This is a genomic window from Pseudomonas farsensis (genome assembly GCF_014268805.2).
GTDB lineage: Bacteria > Pseudomonadota > Gammaproteobacteria > Pseudomonadales > Pseudomonadaceae > Aquipseudomonas > Aquipseudomonas farsensis.
This window is the reverse complement of the sequence record NZ_JABWRF020000001.1, coordinates 563,796-581,355: the sequence shown is the minus strand read 5'-3', so window position 1 is coordinate 581,355 and position 17,560 is coordinate 563,796. Positions and strand designations below refer to the sequence as shown.

Genomic DNA, 17,560 nt, shown 5'->3' with positions numbered 1-17,560 from the left:
TGCGCAGCAGCCCCTTGGGTTTTCAGGGCTGCTGCGCAGCCCAACGCGGGACAAGCCCGCTCGCCACAACTCTCTATCATTTCCCACAGGATTGGGTCCAACCGGCAAGGTTGCGGTTGAACATGGCCTCTGTGGGAGCTGGCGCCAGCCTGCGATGAGGCCAGCACAGGCTTGCGCGAAACAGTGCCCAACCGGGCGTAGGGGCGAGCTGGCTCGGAGTGCCGAACCAGCACGAGGTGATCAGCGCGAAGCGGCGATGATCAGGGCTTTCATTTCGGCGACTGCCGCCTTGAAGCCGACAAACAAGGCATGCGCCACCAAGGCGTGGCCGATGTTCAGCTCATTGATGCCTTTGATTGCCGCCACCGCCTCGACGTTGTGGTAGTGCAGGCCATGGCCGGCGTTCACGATCAGGCCCTGGCCGACGCCAAAGGCGACGCCATCCTTGATGCGCTGCAGCTCTTCTGCCACCTCGGCTGGCGTTTCGGCATCCGCGTAACGCCCGGTGTGCAGCTCGATAGCCGGCGCACCCACGCGGCGCGAGGCTTCGATCTGGCGCTCGTCAGCATCGATGAACAGCGACACTTCGGCGCCGGTGCGCGCCAGACGCTCGACGGCAGCCTTGATACGCGCCTCTTGGCCAGCCACGTCCAGGCCACCTTCGGTGGTCAGCTCCTGGCGGGTTTCCGGCACCAGGCAGATGTGCGCAGGGCGGACCTTTTCGGCGAAGGCCATCATCTCTTCGGTGACGCCCATCTCGAAGTTCATGCGCGTTTGCAACACGTCCTTGAGCAGCAGTACATCACGTTCCTGAATATGCCGGCGGTCTTCACGCAGGTGCACGGTAATGCCGTCGGCGCCCGCCTCTTCGGCGTCCAGCGCAGCCTTGACCGGATCAGGGTAACGCGTGCCGCGTGCCTGGCGCAGGGTGGCCACGTGGTCGATGTTGACGCCAAGAAGCATGCGGTTGCTGTGAGTCACGAAAGGCTCTCCTGATAGTTGAGCCACACAGCATACGTCGTGATCAGCGCTTGCGAAACAGTTCCCGGCTGACCAGCGGCTTGGGCCCCAGGTGCACCGCCAGCGCCTGGCGCATCAGGCGCTTGGCCGCAAGCAATGCACCGGGGCGGCCCAGTCCGCGTCAGCCAATGCCAGCAGCTCGGTGCCCTTGAACAACCCGGGCTGAAACAGCTCGACCCGCTCAAGCCCGGCATCGACCAGCAACCGGTACAGGCCATCGGCAACCACCGGGGCATCATTGACGTCATGGTGCAGGGCAAAGGCGTAGCCCAACTCGTCCAGCAGCCGCCATTCGAACGCACGCAGCAGGCTCCAACGGGCGACCGGCAGCCAGGGCCTGCAAGGTCAGGGTGTAATGCTCGAACAGCGCCGGGTACGGCGCCTCCGCTGGCAGCAGGCGCATCAGCAACTCATTGAGGTACAACCCGCTGAATAGTGCATCGCCATGCAGCCAGGCGGCGATACCGCTGCTGTCCATACGGCCGACGTTCTTCAGCTCCCCTCGCCCGCGCAGCTCAACCTCAAGCGGCACGAATGGGCGCACCAGGCTACCGCCCTTGCCCCGCGCCCGGCGCAGCACCGCCCGTACCCGCCCCTGGGGGGTGAGCAAGTCCACCAGCGCGCTGGTTTCCTTGTAGGCGCGGCTGTGCAACACGTAGGCCGGCTGGGGGGTGGGTTGGTCCATGCGAAATCACTCGGGGCCAGAAAGAACTGTGGGAGCGGGCTTGCCCCGCGATTGCAATCACGGGGCAAGCCCGCTCCCACGGGATACAGCGAACTGGCTGAAAAGCTTACAGGTCGCCGTAGCCCAACGAGCGCAGGGCGCGTTCGTCGTCAGACCAGCCGCCTTTGACCTTCACCCACAGGTTGAGCATGACCTTGGAGTCGAACAGCACTTCCATGTCCTTGCGCGCCTCGGAGCCGATGCGCTTGATACGCTCGCCCTTGTCGCCAATGATGATTTTCTTCTGGCCGTCGCGTTCAACCAGGATCAGCGCATGGATATGCAGCACATGGCCCTGTTGCTTGAACTCTTCGATTTCGACGGTGATCTGGTACGGAAGCTCTGCGCCCAGCTGGCGCATGATTTTCTCGCGGACCAGCTCGGCGGCCAGGAAACGGCTGCTGCGGTCGGTGATCTGGTCTTCGGGGAAGAAGTGATCGTTTTCCGGCAGGTGCTTGGCGATCTGGGCTTCCAGCGCTTCGAGGTTGTGCCCCTGCTGCGCGGAAATCGGCATCACCTGCGCGTTCGGCAGTTGCTCCTGCAGCCACTGCAGATGCGGGATCAAGTCGGCTTTTTCTTCCATGCGGTCGGTCTTGTTGACCGCGATGATCAGCGGGCCGGTCACGTACTGAACGCGCTCGAGCACCAGTTGGTCCTCGTCGGTCCAGCGGGTACGGTCGACCACGAAGATCACCACATCCACGTCTTTCAAGGCTGCCGAGGCGTTGCGGTTCATGTAGCGGTTCAGGGCCTTGTCGTTGGCCTTGTGCATGCCGGGGGTGTCGACATAGATCGCCTGCACGTCGCCTTCGGTCTTGATGCCGAGCATGTTGTGGCGGGTGGTTTGCGGCTTGCGCGAGGTGATCGCAAGCTTCTGCCCGAGGATGTGGTTGAGCAGCGTGGACTTGCCCACGTTGGGGCGGCCGACGATGGCCACATAGCCACAGCGGGTCGCAGTATTCTCAGTCATTGCCATTCTCCACGCCCAGGGCGATCAATGCAGCGGCGGCGGCTACCTGCTCGGCGATACGCCGGCTCACGCCCTGGCCGCGGCTTTTGTTGTTCAGCAGCACCACTTCGCATTCGACGAAGAAGGTGCGGCAGTGCGGTTCGCCCTGGATGTCCACCACCTCGTAACGCGGCAGGTCGCAGCTGCGCGACTGCAGAAACTCCTGCAGGCGGGTCTTGGGGTCTTTGTTGGTATCGACCAGGGTCAGGCCGTCGAACTCGTCGGTCAGCCACGCCAGAACGCGCTCACGCGCGGTCTGCATGTCGGCATCCTGGTAGATCGCGCCGATCAACGCCTCAAGGGCGTCGGCCAGGATCGACTCGCGGCGAAAACCGCCGCTTTTGAGTTCGCCCGAACCCAGGCGCAGGTAGTCGCCCAGGTCGAAACCACGGGCCAGGCGGGCCAGGGTTTCACCCTTCACCAGGCGTGCGCGCAGGCGCGATAGCTGGCCTTCGCGGGCCTGGGGGAAACGCTCGAACAGCGCTTCGCCGGCCACGAAGTTGAGAATGGCATCGCCGAGGAATTCCAGGCGCTCGTTATTGCGCCCGGCATAGCTGCGATGGGTCAAGGCCAGCAGCATCAGCTCCTGATCCTTGAAGGTGTAACCGAGCTTGCGCTCCAGTTGGGCCAGGGTTGCACTCATCGGGCCACCCCTGCGGTGTTAAACGCGTTATTCAAATCAACATCCTGAAAGACGGTTTGGCGGTGCTGTCGCCGGAAACGGCGAAATCTCTCGCTCCCTGAGAACACAGCCTATGTCAGAAATGCAATCGGCGCTGTCTGTAGACAGCGCCGTCGATGCTCAATGGATCAGGCCGACCCGCGACAGGTTGGGGAAGTGGCTGAGCTTGGGCTCTGGCCAGCTCATCCATACCGCGAACGCCTTGCCGACGATATTGTGGTCTGGGACCATGCCGTGCAGCTCTTTAGGGATATTCGGGTCATCCCAGAAGCGGCTGTCGTTGGAGTTGTCGCGGTTGTCGCCCATCATGAAGTAGTGCCCGGCCGGCACGGTCCATTGCTGGTCCGGCGGCATGCGGTAACGGGTCATTTCCTTGCGGATCAGGTGCTCGGCTTCGCCGAGTTTTTCCTTGTACAGCTCGGCGCTGCCCAAGGTACCTGGCTCGCTGCCAACCAGTTGCTCGGCAACCGGCTGGCCATTGACGTACAAGCGCTTGTCGTTGGTGTAGCGGATCTGATCGCCCGGCAGGCCAACCACACGCTTGATGTAGTTGACGTTAGGGTCGCTCGGATACCGGAACACCATGACATCGCCGCGCTGCGGGTCGCCGATCTCGATGATTTTCTTGTCGATCACCGGCAGGCGAATGCCGTAGGAGAACTTGCTCACCAGAATGAAATCGCCCACTTCGAGGGTCGGTTTCATCGACCCCGAGGGGATCTGGAACGGTTCAACCAGGAACGAACGCAGCACCAGCACGACGAACAGCACCGGGAAGAACGACTTGCCGTACTCGACCAGCAACGGCTCCTTGTTCAGGCGCTCCACCACAGCCATTTCCGGCTGGGTGACGCTGCCCTGATAAGTAGCGATTGCCGACCGCCGGCGCGGGGCCAGGAACAGCAGGTCGATCAGGCCCAACAGGCCACAGACGGCTACGGCGATGACGAGCAACAGCGGGAAATTTAGCGACATAGGACCTAGCTATCCAACCTGAGCACGGCGAGGAAGGCTTCCTGTGGAATTTCCACGTTACCCACCTGCTTCATGCGTTTTTTACCGGCCTTCTGCTTCTCGAGCAGCTTCTTCTTACGGCTGACGTCGCCGCCGTAACACTTGGCCAGTACGTTCTTTCTGAGCGCCTTGACGGTTGTCCGGGCGATGATCTGGCCGCCAATGGCTGCCTGGATCGCCACATCGAACATCTGCCGCGGGATCAGTTCCTTCATTTTTTCGGTCAGCGCACGGCCTTTGTAGGCCGCGTTGTCGCGGTGCACGATCAGTGCCAGGGCGTCGACCTTGTCACCGTTGATCAGCACGTCCAGCTTGACCAGGTTGGCCGGCTGGTAGCGATCGAAATGGTAGTCCAGCGAGGCGTAGCCACGGCTGGTGGACTTGAGACGGTCGAAGAAGTCCAGCACCACTTCGTTCATCGGCATGTCATAGCGCACTTGCACCTGGCTGCCGAGGAACTGCATGTCACGCTGCACACCGCGTTTTTCGATGCACAGGGTAATCACGTTACCCAGGTGCTCCTGCGGCACCAGGATGGTAGCAGTGACGATCGGCTCGCGGAATTCGGTGACCGCAGACACATCGGGCAACTTCGACGGGTTGTCGACGGTGATGGTCTCGCCGGTCTTGAGTTCGAGCTCGAAGATCACGCTTGGCGCAGTGGTGATCAGGTCCAGGTCGTACTCGCGCTCAAGGCGCTCCTGGATGATCTCCATGTGCAGCATGCCGAGGAAGCCGCAACGGAAGCCAAAGCCCAGGGCGTCGGAGCTTTCTGGCATGTACTGCAGCGACGAGTCGTTCAGGGTGAGCTTCTGCAGGGCATCGCGGAAGTCTTCGAAGTCGTCGGAGCTGACCGGGAACAGGCCGGCGTAGACCTGCGGCTGGATCTTCTTGAAGCCCGACAGCACCTCGACCTCTGGGGTCGTGGACAGGGTCAGGGTGTCACCGACCGGCGCACCGTGAATGTCCTTGATGCTGGCGATGATGAAGCCCACTTCGCCGGCCTTGAGGTCGGCAGTTTGCGTGTGCTTGGGGGTGAAGACACCGACGCTGTCGACCAGGTGCAGCTTGCCGGTGGACTTGACCAGGATCTTGTCGCCTTTCTTGACCCGGCCCTGGCGCACGCGCACCAGCGAGACCACGCCCAGATAGTTGTCGAACCAGGAGTCGATGATCAGCGCTTGCAGCGGCGCGTCGATTTCGCCAACCGGTGCGGGGATGGTCTGCACCAGGCGCTCGAGCACCTCGTCCACACCCATGCCGCTCTTGGCGCTGCACGCCACGGCGTCGGTGGCATCGATGCCGATGATCTTCTCGATCTCGTCCTTGACGCGGTCCGGGTCGGCCTGGGGCAGGTCCATCTTGTTGAGTACGGGCATGACTTCCAGGCCCTGCTCGATGGCGGTATAGCAGTTGGCCACGGACTGGGCTTCGACGCCCTGGCCGGCGTCGACCACCAGCAGTGCACCCTCGCACGCCGCCAGCGAACGCGAGACTTCGTAGGTGAAGTCGACGTGGCCGGGGGTATCGATGAAGTTCAGCTGGTAGGTTTTACCGTCCTGTGCCTTGTAGTGCAGCGTGACGCTGTGGGCCTTGATGGTGATCCCGCGTTCGCGCTCCAGGTCCATGGAATCGAGGACCTGGGCTTCCATTTCACGCGCAGTCAGGCCACCGCACATCTGGATGAAACGGTCGGCCAGCGTCGACTTGCCATGGTCGATGTGGGCGATGATGGAGAAATTGCGGATATGACTCAAATCACTCACGGGTCAACACTCGGAAAAGGCTGCGAGCCGGACGCCCGCCGAAAAATAGCCGGGAATTGTACCTCAAGCCGGAAGGATATGGGAGATTCCTCTGTCGGCCTGTATACAAACCCTGTGGCAGCGGCGCGCGCCCTACGATGGGGCGCTACAAGGCACGATATTGCCTGGCAGGGCCCTATCGCGGGGCAGGCCCGCTCTCACGCGGGGTGTTGAGCGCCCGTTCTTACGGCAAAAGGGCAGCCGAAGCTGCCCTTTTCCTACATCACTCTCAGCTTATTCAGCGAGCTTGAACGTGATGAAGCTTGCACGGCCTTGACGCAGCACGCGCATCGATACCGAACGGTTCTTCGGCAGCTCCTTGGCAATCTCGGTGAACTCCTTGGCCGAAGCGATGGCCTGGTTGTTCAGGTGGCTGATGACATCACCCGGGCGCAGGCCGATCAGCGCCGCCGGGCCGTCCTGGACTTCCTTGATGACTACGCCGCCTTTGAGCTCAAGGGCCTTCTTCTGCTCGGCGGTAAGGTCGGCGACCGCAACACCCAGGCGGTTGCTGCTGCGCTCGGTGCTGCCTTGAGCGCCGCTGGTGATGTCGGCGTCGTCATCGGGCAAGGCGCCAATGGTCACATCCAGGGTCTGGCGCTTGCCATTGCGGATGATGTCCAGCTTGGCCTTGGCGCCATCCTTGAGGCTACCCACCAGGTGCGGCAGGTCAGCGGACATGACGATCGGCTGGCCGTTCATGCTCAGGATCACGTCACCGACCTGCAAGCCACCCTTGGCGGCCGGGCCGTCTTCAAGCACCTGCGCCACCAGCGCACCGGCGGGTTTTTCCAGGCCGAACGACTCGGCGAGGTCCTTGTTGACCTCCTGAATGACCACACCCAGCCAGCCGCGGCTGACCTTGCCGTCTTTCTTCAGCTGGTTGGAGACATCGATGGCGACGTCGATCGGGATGGCGAACGACAGGCCCATGAAGCCGCCGGAACGGGTGAAGATCTGCGAGTTGATACCCACCACTTCGCCTTTCATGTTGAACAGCGGGCCACCGGAGTTACCGGGGTTGATGGCGACGTCGGTCTGAATGAACGGCACATAGGTGTCGTTGGGCAGCGTACGGCCCTTGGCACTGACGATACCTTTGGTCACCGAATGGTCGAAGCCGAACGGCGAGCCAATGGCCAGCACCCATTCACCGACTTTGAGTTTCTCGGAGTCGCCCAGCTTGACGATCGGCAGGTTCTTGCCTTCGACCTTGAGCAAGGCCACGTCGGTACGCGGGTCGGTACCGACCAGCTTGGCTTGCAGCTCGCTGCGGTCGGACAGGCGGACGATGATCTCGTCGGCGTCGGCGACCACGTGGTTGTTGGTCAACACGTAGCCGTCGCTGGAAATGATGAAGCCCGAACCCAGCGACTGCGCCTCACGCTGACGGTCGCCACGGGGCGAACGGGGTTGCTGCGGCATGTTGCGCTCGAAGAACTCGCGGAACATCGGCGGCAGGCCTTCGAGGTCAGGCATCTGCCCGGCAGCGACGCGCCGGTCCGGCAGTTTCTGCTTGGTACTGATGTTCACCACCGCCGGCGAGGCTTGCTCGACCAGAGTGGTGAAGTCCGGCAATGATTCCTCGGCCTGCGCGGTGAGCACCTGGCCCAGCATCAGCACAGCGGCAAACATCGATAGGTAGGGTTTCAAGCGTGGTATTGACATACGGCTCCCGTCACAACGAGCGTAGTTGGCAAAAGTCCCCTGCGAACGCAGGAAAGGCCAGACTTCAAGAAGCCTGACCTATAGAAAATTTATGGCTGGATTGCAAATGACAATGGGTTAATTTCATGTCAGCTGTGTGTAACAAGAGCTGTCAGGAAGCCCACCGTCATTGGCGCGCCTGGGCATCTTGTGCACGGATCGACAGCGCCACGCGCTCGGCCGTGCCCAATGGAATTTCGCCGACCACAGTGACCATCACTTTGCCAGAAGGCGTAGTCAAGTGGCGTGAAACTGCAACGGTGGGGCCTAACTGGGCGCGAGTATCGGTGCCTGCGCCTTCCGGCACGGGCTCAAGGAACACCGAGAAGCGGGCAAGGCCATCGTCGTACATGAGGCTGCTGACCGTGCTCTTGCGTGCAGGGTCGCGGCGCACAGCACTGTTGATCAGCTCGAAACCTGGCGGAAGCCAGTCCGAACGCCAGCCGGCGACGGCTTGAGCAGTAGTTGTAGCGACCGGCTCGACCGCTTTGCAGGCATCACTGCCGGCAAGGTCGCTGTCGCTGAGGGCGTCGTCGGTATCGAGACGGGTCATCTGGAAGCGCTCAAGCAGTTGCCCTTTGTCGTTGAGCATCAACGAGCGCAGGGGCAGACCGGTCTTGCGGTCCAGGTGCAATTCGAACGCGTAGCGATGCTGGTCACGGGGCGTGAGGGTCACGATCACCGCATCACGACCGGCGACGCGGGACTTGCCCGCAACGCTCAGGTCGTACCAGCTGATGAGTTTCAGAGGATCAAGCACTCGCAGCGTGGTGTCGGCAGGGGCACCCACGCCACTCACCAACGCACCACTGACGCACTGTACCTTGCCATCGACACGCACGATTTCCTGGGCTTTGCCATCGAGCTGCAACAACCGCTCGCTGATTTTGCCGTTCTGGACGCGGTGCCAGATATCGTGGCTCGAGAAGCTACCATTGCGTTCATAGACGAACGAACCCTGGTAGCTCTGCGCTTGTTCGGCCCGGGCCAGCTTGTTCAGCCACTCAGTCGCCTCAGGCGATGAGTTGGCGGCCAAGGCCTGCACCGTGAAGCTGCTGGCCAGCAGCAGCGACAGGAGAGGTAGCGCGCGCATGATCTTCCTTACTTAACGGTTTTCCAGGCTGGCAGCGCGGGCGTAAGGCAGTGCGGTTTCGGTGCCTTTGAGCGCAGATTCCTGAGCGTGCTGGCGCAGGTAACCTGGCAGACGCTGATCCCAGCCGGCCTGGTTCTGCAGTACACCGTTGGCCATCGGGCCAGTTGCCTGGTCGGCGCTTTCGCTGTAGCCGGCCAGCACTGCCGGCCCCTGTGCCTGAGGCACGGTCACGCCTTGCTGCACGGGCTGCTGAGCAGCAAGCTCGGCACCGGTGATTTCATCCTGGTTGTACAAGCGCACGCCTGCCAGCACCGCAACGGTTACCGATGCCGCAACAGCCAGACGGCCGAGGCTACGCCATGGGCCTCGCTTGACCTTGGTCGGCACGGCTTCATCAGCCAGTGCAGCCGACACGGCCGCCGCGATATCCAGCTTGGGCAGCAGCAGTTCCTTGTGCATCGCTGCACGGGCTACCTGGTAGCGCGCCCAGGTGGCACGGGTTTCGGAATCGTCGGCTGCACTCAGCACCCGGCGCAGTTCCAGTTCGTCCGCTTGGTTGTCCATTACTGCGGACAGCGATTCCTGCAAAGCTTCACGACTCATGGCGGTTCCTCTCTTGGCTGTCGCCGCTGTCTCAGGTGTCCTGCAACAACGGTTGCAGGGCTTTGTCAATGGCCTCCCGAGCGCGGAAAATTCGAGAGCGCACGGTGCCCACCGGACATTGCATGACACTGGCAATGTCTTCGTAACTCAGACCATCGAACTCACGCAGCGTCAGGGCCGTACGCAAATCTTCCGGGAGTTGCTGGATGGTGCGATGGACAGTGCCTTCGATTTCATCCCGCAACAACGAGCGCTCTGGGGACTCGAGATCCTTGAGGCCATGATCGCCGTCGTAAAACTCCGCATCCTCGGAGCTCACATCACTGTCTGGCGGCCTTCTACCGCGGGACACCAGATAGTTCTTCGCCGTGTTAATGGCGATGCGGTACAGCCACGTGTAAAACGCACTGTCACCGCGGAAATTGCCGAGCGCCCGGTATGCCTTGATAAAGGCTTCCTGCGCCACGTCCTGCGCCTCATGGGTGTCGTGTACGAAACGCACGATCAACCCGAGAATCTTGTGCTGATACTTCAGCACCAACAGATCGAACGCTCGCCTGTCGCCGCGCTGCACGCGCTCGACAAGCTGCTGATCCTCTTCCTGGGTTAGCATGAACACTCCTCAGTAAGCTCGAAGGAGCGTTGCGCTTGCCATCGTTCAGGCTTGCAACCATAGACTCGGGCTTTACGCAAAAGTTCTCCCCCTCCAAGCAAGTTTCCTGCGGCCCTTGGTCGGCTCGCACGAAAGTCGCAGCGCGATCACTGCCGGCTGCGTCAATAATCAGGTTTCGTTACACAGGTGCCAGCCCAAGATAGAGCTGCCGCCCTGCGTCGCCGCGACAATATGTGGCGTACGGGCAGCCTTCATAGGATTTCCACGGGCGTCGGAAAGTTCCCAAGAAGATCACCGGCAGCTCGCAAGCGCCAATGGAAATCTGCCACTCAGGGCTGCTATAAAGGCGTCCCTGGGCGATTTCACGATAGTTTCACATTGCCATCTACGCTCGACTATTGTGCCGTGCCCCCCCTCAAGATTACTAGTGCCCCGACATGAGCCAACAATTCCAACATGATGTCCTGGTGATCGGCAGTGGCGCGGCGGGCCTGAGCCTTGCCCTGAACCTTCCTGGCCACCTGCGTATTGCCGTGCTGAGCAAGGGCGACCTGGCCAACGGCTCGACGTTCTGGGCCCAGGGCGGCGTGGCCGCTGTACTGGACAACACCGATACCGTGCAGTCGCATGTCGAAGACACGCTCAATGCCGGCGGCGGCTTGTGCCATGAAGACGCGGTGCGTTTTACCGTGGAGCACAGCCGCGAAGCCATCGAGTGGCTGATCGAGCAAGGCGTGCCGTTTACCCGCGACGAGCAGCATGGCGTGGAGGACGGTGGTTTCGAATTTCACCTGACCCGCGAAGGCGGCCACAGCCATCGGCGCATCATCCACGCCGCCGATGCCACCGGGGCGGCAATCTTCAAGACCCTGCTGGAGCAGGCGCGGCGCCGGCCCAACATCGAATTGCTGGAACAGCGCGTAGCCGTCGACCTGATCACCGAGCGGCGCCTGGGGCTTGATGGTGAACGTTGCCTGGGGGCCTACGTGCTGGACCGCAACACCGGTGAAGTCGACACCTTCGGCGCGCGCTTCACGGTGCTGGCCACCGGCGGCGCGGCCAAGGTGTACCTCTATACCAGCAACCCCGACGGCGCTTGCGGCGACGGTATCGCCATGGCATGGCGCGCCGGCTGCAGGGTGGCCAACCTTGAGTTCAACCAGTTCCACCCGACCTGCCTGTACCACCCGCAGGCCAAGAGTTTTCTGGTGACCGAAGCACTGCGTGGCGAAGGCGCCCTGCTGCGCCTGCCCAACGGCGAGCGCTTCATGCCGCGCTTCGACCCGCGCGAAGAGCTGGCCCCACGCGACATCGTCGCCCGCGCCATCGACCATGAAATGAAACGCCTGGGCGTGGACTGCGTATACCTGGATATCAGCCACAAGCCCGCCGAGTTCATCAAGGCCCACTTCCCCACCGTCTACGAGCGCTGCCTGACGTTCGGCATCGACATTACCCGCCAGCCGATCCCGGTAGTGCCCGCTGCCCACTACACCTGCGGCGGGGTGATGGTCGACGAGCGCGGCCATACCGACGTGCCAGGCCTGTACGCCATCGGCGAGACCAGCTTCACCGGGCTGCACGGCGCCAACCGCATGGCCAGCAACTCACTGCTTGAATGCTTCGTCTATGGCCGTGCGGCGGCTGCGGACATCGAGGCGATGCTGGGCGAGGTAGGCATGCCCACTGCCCTGCCCTGCTGGGACGCAAGCCAGGTCACCGACTCCGACGAAGATGTGATCATCGCTCACAACTGGGACGAACTGCGGCGCTTCATGTGGGACTACGTCGGTATCGTGCGCACCAGCAAGCGCCTGCAGCGGGCCGAACACCGGGTGCGCCTGCTGCTGGACGAGATCGACGAGTTCTACAGTAACTACAAGGTCAGCCGCGACCTGATCGAGCTGCGCAACCTGGCGCAGGTGGCCGAACTGATGATTCGCTCGGCCATGCAACGCAAGGAAAGCCGTGGCCTGCATTACACCCTGGATTACCCGGCGATGCTGCCCGAGGCGATGGATACCATACTAAGCCCGCGCTGAGGCGTTGGCCTGAGGCCGTGCATGCCTGCACTGGCCTCATCGCAGGCTGTCGCCAGCTCTCACAGAGCTCGCCCATCCCGTATCGGTGCCGTCTACGCGGTCAGTGTAGGAGCGGCCTTGTGTCGCGAAGGGCTGCGGAGCAGCCCCAGCGATTCTGGTGGCTGCACAGATCCTGGGGCTGCTTCGCAGCCCTTCGCGACACAAGGCCGCTCCTACACAATCAAAAGCGACTTGCCCGAAACCATAGAATCTCCCACAGTCACCGCGCCCAGCCGCGAGAGTGATACCGGACACGGTCACTGTGGGAGCTGGCGACAGCCTGCGATGAGGCCGGCACTGGGTTACGCAGACTCCAACCCCATGAACACGGCTTGGCTTATCGCCCCACCGCTGCAGCCCACCGGCGCCGGCTGAATTTCAGCCTGACCCTGAGCCTGCGGTGCTGTTCGGGGTCGAGCGCGTCGCGGGCAATACACTGGCTACGCGGCAACCATCGCCCTTGGGGCACGAAGCGCAACACCACCAGCCCGGGCAGCGCCATGCTGTCACGGCACAGCCTCACCGGTTGCCAGCCCTGCGCGCGGCTGAACAACTGCCAACCCCGCGGATCACGGCGCAGCCCGGTGATCGCGCTGGCATGGCCAAGCAAGATGCGACGGGGTATGACCCAACAGGCGTGGGCCAGGCAGCCAGTAAGCAGCAGCAGACGAAGCCAGCCCGGCACGGCGATCAGCAGAAGGGTTGCGCAGGCGGCCAGCAAGGCTGCGAAATAGGCCGCGAGCAGCAGCCGTGAGCCCTGCCAGCGGCACTCGAAGGCATTACTTGGGCTGGACACGGTCCAGGATGATGCGGACCATGCGCTGCAGCTCAGGGTCTTCGGATTCGCTACGCCCCATGAACCAGCCAAACATGTCCTGGTCTTCGCAGGCCAGCAGGCGAACGTACAGCTCGCGGTCAGCTTCGCTCAGGGTCGAATAAACTTCCTGGGTGAAAGGTACCAGCAGCACGTCGAGCTCCAGCATGCCGCGGCGGCTGTGCCAGAAAAGCCGGTTGATTTCAGTTTGTTCGACCATGGGGCCCTCCTCGAATGGGCGCGCAGTATACCGCGCAGCGAACACGGCGACACCGGGCGTTGGTCTAGTCACCTACCTATTTTGTTACTGGCGTTCTATGATGGCCGCCAGTCTCCAGTTACCGCGATGACCCATGGCCGATTCCGCTTTTTTCTGCACGCTCACCCACGAGGGCGTTCTCGCTGTCCGCGGCTCCGATGCCGGCAAGTTCCTGCAAGGCCAGCTTACCTGCAACATCAACTACCTCAGCGACGAGCACGCGAGCCTTGGCGCCCGCTGCATGGTCAAAGGGCGCATGCAGTCCAGCTTCCGCATCCTGCCGCAGGGCGATGGCTACCTGCTGGCCATGGCCTCTGAGCTGATTGAGGCGCAACTGGCCGACCTGAAGAAGTACGCCGTGTTCTCCAAGGCCACCCTCAGCGACGAAAGCGCTGCCTGGGTGCGCTTTGGCGTACAGCAAGGTGACGCTGCCCTGCAGGCGCTCGGCGTAGCACCGGCAGACCACGCCGGGGCCACCGCCCGCGGCGACGGGTTGATCGCCGTGCGCGTCAGCAGTGGCCGTTGCGAGCTGTGGGTTGCAGCTGCGCAGGCAGACAGCACCGCGCAGGTGCTGGCCGCGACGCTTGCGCAAGGTTCGCTCAACGATTGGCTGCTGGGCCAGGTCCGGGCCGGTATCGGCCAGGTAATGGGCCCGACCCGCGAGCTGTTCATCCCGCAGATGATCAACCTGCAGGCCGTCGATGGCGTCAGTTTCAAGAAAGGCTGTTATACCGGCCAGGAAATCGTTGCGCGCATGCAGTACCTGGGCAAGCTCAAACGGCGCCAATACCGCCTGGCCCTGGATGGCGCTGACGTGCCGCAGCCAGGCACCGGCATTTTCTCGCCGCCCCATGGCTCTTCGGTCGGCGAAGTGGTGTTCGGCGCAGATACCGGCAGCAATGTCGAACTGCTGGCCGTGCTCAGCGCCGATGCAGTGGCCGATGACAACCTGCACCTGGGTAGCCTGGAAGGCCCGCGCCTGACCCTGCTCGACCTGCCTTACGAACTGGACCGCGACCGGGAAATCCAGCGCTGACCAGCCTGCCCCGCCGCGTTTGCGGGGCCGTACCACCTTTGCGGTAGAGAAGTTCATGAACAAGCTGGCCGAGACGGTTCAAGCACAACTGCTGGCAGCCATCGACAACGATGACCTGGTCCTGCCGACCCTGCCGGAGGTCGCCTTGAGCATCCGCGAGGCAGCCGAGGACAGCGAAATCAGCGTCCTGGACCTGAGCAAGGTGATCGGCCGTGACGCGGCCCTGTCGGCGCGCCTGATCAAGGTGGTGAACAGCCCGTTGCTGCGTGCAGCCGCCGAAGTCACCGACCTGCACACTGCCATCACCCGGCTGGGCATCAACTACAGCTGTAACCTCGCCATTGGCTTGGTGATCGAGCAGATCTTCCATGCCCGCGCGCCGGCAGTCGAGCACAAGCTGCGCGATATTTGGGTAAACAGCATGGAAGTTGCCGGCATCAGCTACGAAGTGTGCCGGCGCTACACCCAGCTCAAACCCGACCAGGCCACCCTTGGCGGGTTGGTGCATCAGATCGGCGCCCTGCCGGTGCTTATTTACGCCCAGGAGCACAACGAGCTGCTCTCAGACCCGGTCTGCCTGCACTATGTGATCGAACAGATTCAGCCAGTGCTGGGCGACAAGATCCTCAGCGCCTGGGAATTCCCCGAGCAACTGGTCAAGCTGCCAGGCCAGGTCCAGGACCTCGACCGGCAAACCAGCCAGGTGGACTACATCGATGTGGTGCAGATTGCCCGCTGCATCAGCCAGCGCGGCCGCAGCCGACCGTTGGCAGCCCTGCCCGCCTATCGTCACCTGGGCCTGCCGTTCGGTACCGAGCTGGATATCAACGAACTGCTCGACGCCCGCACCATGCTGCGCTGAAGCGGCGCCCGACCAGGGTCTAGCCTAGGGCTAATCAGCGATAAAGCTGACTCTCACCTTCAAACCGCCGCGCTCGCCATCATGCAGGCTGATCTGCGCCAGGTGTGCGCGGCAGATCTCGCCAACGATGGCCAGGCCCAAACCGCTGCCCTGGGCGCTGCGCCGGTAGAAGCGCTCGAACACCCGCTCGCGCTCGCCTTCGGGAATGCCGGGGCCGTCGTCTTCGACCTCCAGCACCGCCGGCGTCAGCACCCGCAAAATCACATTGCCGCCGACCGGGGTGTGGGCCAAGGCGTTATCCACCAAGTTGCTGAGCAATTCGTTAAGCAGGGTCGGCTCGCCCTTGAGCCACACCGGTGCTTGGGCTTCAAGCGCCAGGGAAACCCCACGGGCGTGGGCCAGCGGCGCCATGGCCATGCCCAGCTCGCGGGCCAGCTGGCTCAAGTCCAGCCGCTGAGCCCCGCCTTCGGCAATGGCTCGCGCGCCGTTCTCGACCCGCGCCAGCGACAGCAACTGGTTGGCCAGGTGCGTCAGGCGGTCGGTGCCCTGGGCTGCGGACTCAAGCGTCTTGTGCCATTCGTCGGGTTCCTTTGAGCGCAGCCCCAGCTCTACCCGGGCCTTGAGCGCCGCCAATGGCGTGCGCAATTCGTGGGCGGCATCGGCGATGAACTGCGCCTGGCGTTCGAACTGTCCGCGCAAGCGTTCGGTGAAATGGTTGAGCCCGCGCACCAACGGCCCCAGCTCGCGCTGCACCTGCACCAGCGGCAAGGCGCGCAGGTCGTCGGGCTGGCGTTCCTCCACAGCGCGGCGCAGGCGTTCCAGCGGGCGCAGCGCGGCGCTGACGGCAAACCACACCAGCACCAGCGCCCCCAGCGCCAGCATGCCAAGGCGCAGCAGTGTATCGGCCATCAGGCTGCGCGCCATGCGCACCCGCGCCTCCTCGGTTTCGGCCACGCGAATTTCTGCCATGCCATTCATGTTCGGCTCGCTGACCGCCTTGAGCAGGCTGACCACGCGCACGTCCTGGCCCAGATACGTGGCGTTGTAGAACCGCGCCAGCGCCGGGTAGTCATCGGTGCGCGGGGTGTCGGGCGGCGGGGGCGGCAAGTGCTCGTACCCGGAAATCAGCTTCTGGTTGATGTCCAGCACCTGGTAGTAGATACGCCCTGCGCTATCGTAGGCGAAGGTATCCAAGGCCACGTAAGGCACATCGGCGCTGAGGGTGCCGTCACGCTGCGAAAGGCCGGCGGCGATGGTCCGCGCCGAAGCCAGCAAGGTGCGGTCGTAGGCCGTGTCGGCGGCTTCGCGGCCGTTCCAGTAGGCGCTAAGGCCGCTTGCCAGCATCAACACCACCAGCAACAGCGCCAGGTTGCCGAGCAGGCGCCCACGCAAGCTGCCGTTGTCACGCATCGCGGTGTTCAAGCAGGTAGCCCAGGCCGCGGAAGGTGACGATGGCAATCGGGTGGCCATCGAGTTTTTTACGCAGCCGGTGGATGTAGATTTCGATGGCGTCGGGGCTGGCTTCCTCGTCCAGGCCGAACACTTGGGCGGCCAACTGCTCCTTGCTCATCACCCGGCCTGGGCGGGCAATCAGTGCTTCGAGCACGCTTTGTTCGCGCTGGGTCAGGGTCAGTGGCTGCCCTTCCAGGCTGAAACGCCGGGTATCAAGGTCGTAGATCAGCGGCCCGCAGCGCTGCTGGCGCTCCCCTCCGAGCACACTGCGGCGCAGCAAAGCCTTGACCCGCGCCTCAAGCTCGGTCAGCTCGAACGGCTTGGCCAGGTAGTCGTCAGCGCCCAGGTTCAGGCCATGAACGCGGTCCTTGACGTCGCTGCGTGCGGTCAGCATCAGCACCGGCAGGGTCTTGCCGCGCCCACGCAGGCGCGCCAGCACCTCGAAACCGTCCATCCGCGGCAGGCCGACATCGAGCACCGCCACGGCGTAGTCCTCGCTGGCAAGTGCCAGGTCGGCCGCTACGCCGTCGTGCAGCACATCGACGGTCAAGCCCTGGCTTTTCAGGGCCTGGGCGACGCTTTCGGCCAGTTGCAAATGGTCTTCGACCAGCAACACACGCATCGGATTCTCCCTGCTCGGGTGGGGCAATGGCGCGGAGTGTACCGCTGTCATCGAGGCTGTGAAGCCCCTTGTAACAAACCTTTCTGGTTGAAAGGTTAGCGAAAGGTTCAGGCCATAGCATCGCACCACGGTCGCTCCACGCGCCGAAAAAAGCACCAGCAAGG

16 protein-coding genes and 1 pseudogene are annotated in these 17,560 nt (G+C 63.0%); 3 read left to right on the top strand and 14 right to left on the bottom strand.

What is annotated here, in order from left to right; all coding sequences use genetic code 11:
* Nucleotides 1-240 precede the first annotated feature (240 nt).
* The 10 genes and pseudogenes from pdxJ to rpoE all read right to left on the bottom strand — a co-directional run bounded on the left by pdxJ (nucleotide 241) and on the right by rpoE (nucleotide 10,270).
* On the bottom strand, nucleotides 241-963 hold the full coding sequence (gene pdxJ, locus HU719_RS02600; RefSeq protein WP_189659857.1) for a pyridoxine 5'-phosphate synthase: 723 nt from the start codon (nucleotides 961-963) through the stop codon (nucleotides 241-243).
* Between the two features lie 61 nt (nucleotides 964-1,024).
* A pseudogene (recO, locus tag HU719_RS02595) lies at nucleotides 1,025-1,705 on the bottom strand (DNA repair protein RecO).
* A gap of 106 nt (nucleotides 1,706-1,811) precedes the next feature.
* Nucleotides 1,812-2,714 (bottom strand): GTPase Era, encoded by a 903-nt coding sequence (gene era, locus HU719_RS02590; RefSeq protein ID WP_186535720.1) that lies wholly within the window; start codon nucleotides 2,712-2,714, stop codon nucleotides 1,812-1,814.
* A complete protein-coding gene (gene rnc / locus HU719_RS02585; protein ID WP_186520740.1) occupies nucleotides 2,707-3,396 on the bottom strand; it encodes a ribonuclease III in 690 nt (229 codons plus the stop codon). The genes era and rnc overlap by 8 nt, the downstream gene beginning before the upstream one ends.
* A 159-nt stretch (nucleotides 3,397-3,555) precedes the next feature.
* Nucleotides 3,556-4,410 (bottom strand): signal peptidase I, encoded by an 855-nt coding sequence (gene lepB / locus HU719_RS02580; protein WP_186520739.1) that lies wholly within the window; start codon nucleotides 4,408-4,410, stop codon nucleotides 3,556-3,558.
* A gap of 5 nt (nucleotides 4,411-4,415) precedes the next feature.
* A complete protein-coding gene (lepA, locus tag HU719_RS02575) occupies nucleotides 4,416-6,215 on the bottom strand; it encodes a translation elongation factor 4 (RefSeq protein ID WP_186520738.1) in 1,800 nt (599 codons plus the stop codon).
* A gap of 273 nt (nucleotides 6,216-6,488) precedes the next feature.
* Nucleotides 6,489-7,889, bottom strand: a complete 1,401-nt coding sequence (locus HU719_RS02570) for a DegQ family serine endoprotease (protein ID WP_437179653.1) — start codon at nucleotides 7,887-7,889, stop codon at nucleotides 6,489-6,491.
* 199 nt (nucleotides 7,890-8,088) lie between these two features.
* Nucleotides 8,089-9,054, bottom strand: coding sequence for a MucB/RseB C-terminal domain-containing protein (locus HU719_RS02565; protein WP_186535719.1), 966 nt, complete (start codon nucleotides 9,052-9,054; stop codon nucleotides 8,089-8,091).
* Between the two features lie 12 nt (nucleotides 9,055-9,066).
* Entirely contained in the window at nucleotides 9,067-9,657 is a 591-nt protein-coding gene (locus HU719_RS02560) for an RseA family anti-sigma factor (RefSeq protein WP_186535718.1), read from the bottom strand.
* Between the two features lie 31 nt (nucleotides 9,658-9,688).
* Nucleotides 9,689-10,270 carry an RNA polymerase sigma factor RpoE/AlgU gene (gene rpoE / locus HU719_RS02555; RefSeq protein WP_008094990.1) on the bottom strand — a complete coding sequence of 194 codons (582 nt, stop codon included), beginning with the start codon at nucleotides 10,268-10,270 and terminating at the stop codon, nucleotides 9,689-9,691.
* 437 nt (nucleotides 10,271-10,707) lie between these two features.
* Here rpoE and nadB point away from each other — a divergent pair, with 437 nt between their 5' ends.
* Nucleotides 10,708-12,312, top strand: a complete 1,605-nt coding sequence (gene nadB, locus HU719_RS02550; protein WP_186520734.1) for an L-aspartate oxidase — start codon at nucleotides 10,708-10,710, stop codon at nucleotides 12,310-12,312.
* Nucleotides 12,313-12,688: 376 nt separating this feature from the next.
* Here nadB and HU719_RS02545 read toward each other — a convergent pair whose 3' ends face one another.
* Together HU719_RS02545 and HU719_RS02540 are read right to left on the bottom strand one after the other, a co-directional pair.
* Entirely contained in the window at nucleotides 12,689-13,147 is a 459-nt protein-coding gene (locus HU719_RS02545; protein WP_186520895.1) for a protein YgfX, read from the bottom strand.
* A complete protein-coding gene (locus tag HU719_RS02540) occupies nucleotides 13,131-13,385 on the bottom strand; it encodes an FAD assembly factor SdhE (RefSeq protein WP_186535717.1) in 255 nt (84 codons plus the stop codon). Before HU719_RS02540 ends, HU719_RS02545 begins: the two co-directional genes overlap by 17 nt.
* Nucleotides 13,386-13,518: 133 nt before the next feature.
* Between HU719_RS02540 and ygfZ the strand changes: the two genes are divergently transcribed.
* Together ygfZ and HU719_RS02530 are read left to right on the top strand one after the other, a co-directional pair.
* Complete coding sequence (gene ygfZ / locus HU719_RS02535; protein WP_186535716.1) at nucleotides 13,519-14,460, top strand: CAF17-like 4Fe-4S cluster assembly/insertion protein YgfZ; 942 nt, start codon at nucleotides 13,519-13,521, stop codon at nucleotides 14,458-14,460.
* 55 nt (nucleotides 14,461-14,515) lie between these two features.
* A complete protein-coding gene (locus HU719_RS02530) occupies nucleotides 14,516-15,322 on the top strand; it encodes an HDOD domain-containing protein (RefSeq protein WP_186520898.1) in 807 nt (268 codons plus the stop codon).
* A gap of 30 nt (nucleotides 15,323-15,352) precedes the next feature.
* Here the strand turns inward: HU719_RS02530 and HU719_RS02525 are convergent, their stop codons facing one another.
* Nucleotides 15,353-16,732 (bottom strand): sensor histidine kinase, encoded by a 1,380-nt coding sequence (locus tag HU719_RS02525; RefSeq protein WP_186535715.1) that lies wholly within the window; start codon nucleotides 16,730-16,732, stop codon nucleotides 15,353-15,355.
* Nucleotides 16,725-17,396, bottom strand: a complete 672-nt coding sequence (locus HU719_RS02520; RefSeq protein WP_186535714.1) for a response regulator — start codon at nucleotides 17,394-17,396, stop codon at nucleotides 16,725-16,727. Before HU719_RS02520 ends, HU719_RS02525 begins: the two co-directional genes overlap by 8 nt.
* Nucleotides 17,397-17,560 lie beyond the last annotated feature (164 nt).

Bases quoted from the DNA above. Each gene is read 5' to 3' on its own strand.
- pdxJ (WP_189659857.1), bottom strand. From the start codon at position 963: ATGCTTCTTGGCGTCAACATCGACCACGTGGCCACCCTGCGCCAGGCA.
- era (WP_186535720.1), bottom strand. From the start codon at position 2,714: ATGACTGAGAATACTGCGACCCGCTGTGGCTATGTGGCCATCGTCGGC.
- rnc (WP_186520740.1), bottom strand. From the start codon at position 3,396: ATGAGTGCAACCCTGGCCCAACTGGAGCGCAAGCTCGGTTACACCTTC.
- lepB (WP_186520739.1), bottom strand. From the start codon at position 4,410: ATGTCGCTAAATTTCCCGCTGTTGCTCGTCATCGCCGTAGCCGTCTGT.
- HU719_RS02570 (WP_437179653.1), bottom strand. From the start codon at position 7,889: ATGTTTGCCGCTGTGCTGATGCTGGGCCAGGTGCTCACCGCGCAGGCC.
- HU719_RS02565 (WP_186535719.1), bottom strand. From the start codon at position 9,054: ATGCGCGCGCTACCTCTCCTGTCGCTGCTGCTGGCCAGCAGCTTCACG.
- HU719_RS02560 (WP_186535718.1), bottom strand. From the start codon at position 9,657: ATGAGTCGTGAAGCTTTGCAGGAATCGCTGTCCGCAGTAATGGACAAC.
- rpoE (WP_008094990.1), bottom strand. From the start codon at position 10,270: ATGCTAACCCAGGAAGAGGATCAGCAGCTTGTCGAGCGCGTGCAGCGC.
- nadB (WP_186520734.1), top strand. From the start codon at position 10,708: ATGAGCCAACAATTCCAACATGATGTCCTGGTGATCGGCAGTGGCGCG.
- HU719_RS02540 (WP_186535717.1), bottom strand. From the start codon at position 13,385: ATGGTCGAACAAACTGAAATCAACCGGCTTTTCTGGCACAGCCGCCGC.
- ygfZ (WP_186535716.1), top strand. From the start codon at position 13,519: ATGGCCGATTCCGCTTTTTTCTGCACGCTCACCCACGAGGGCGTTCTC.
- HU719_RS02530 (WP_186520898.1), top strand. From the start codon at position 14,516: ATGAACAAGCTGGCCGAGACGGTTCAAGCACAACTGCTGGCAGCCATC.
- HU719_RS02525 (WP_186535715.1), bottom strand. From the start codon at position 16,732: ATGCGTGACAACGGCAGCTTGCGTGGGCGCCTGCTCGGCAACCTGGCG.
- HU719_RS02520 (WP_186535714.1), bottom strand. From the start codon at position 17,396: ATGCGTGTGTTGCTGGTCGAAGACCATTTGCAACTGGCCGAAAGCGTC.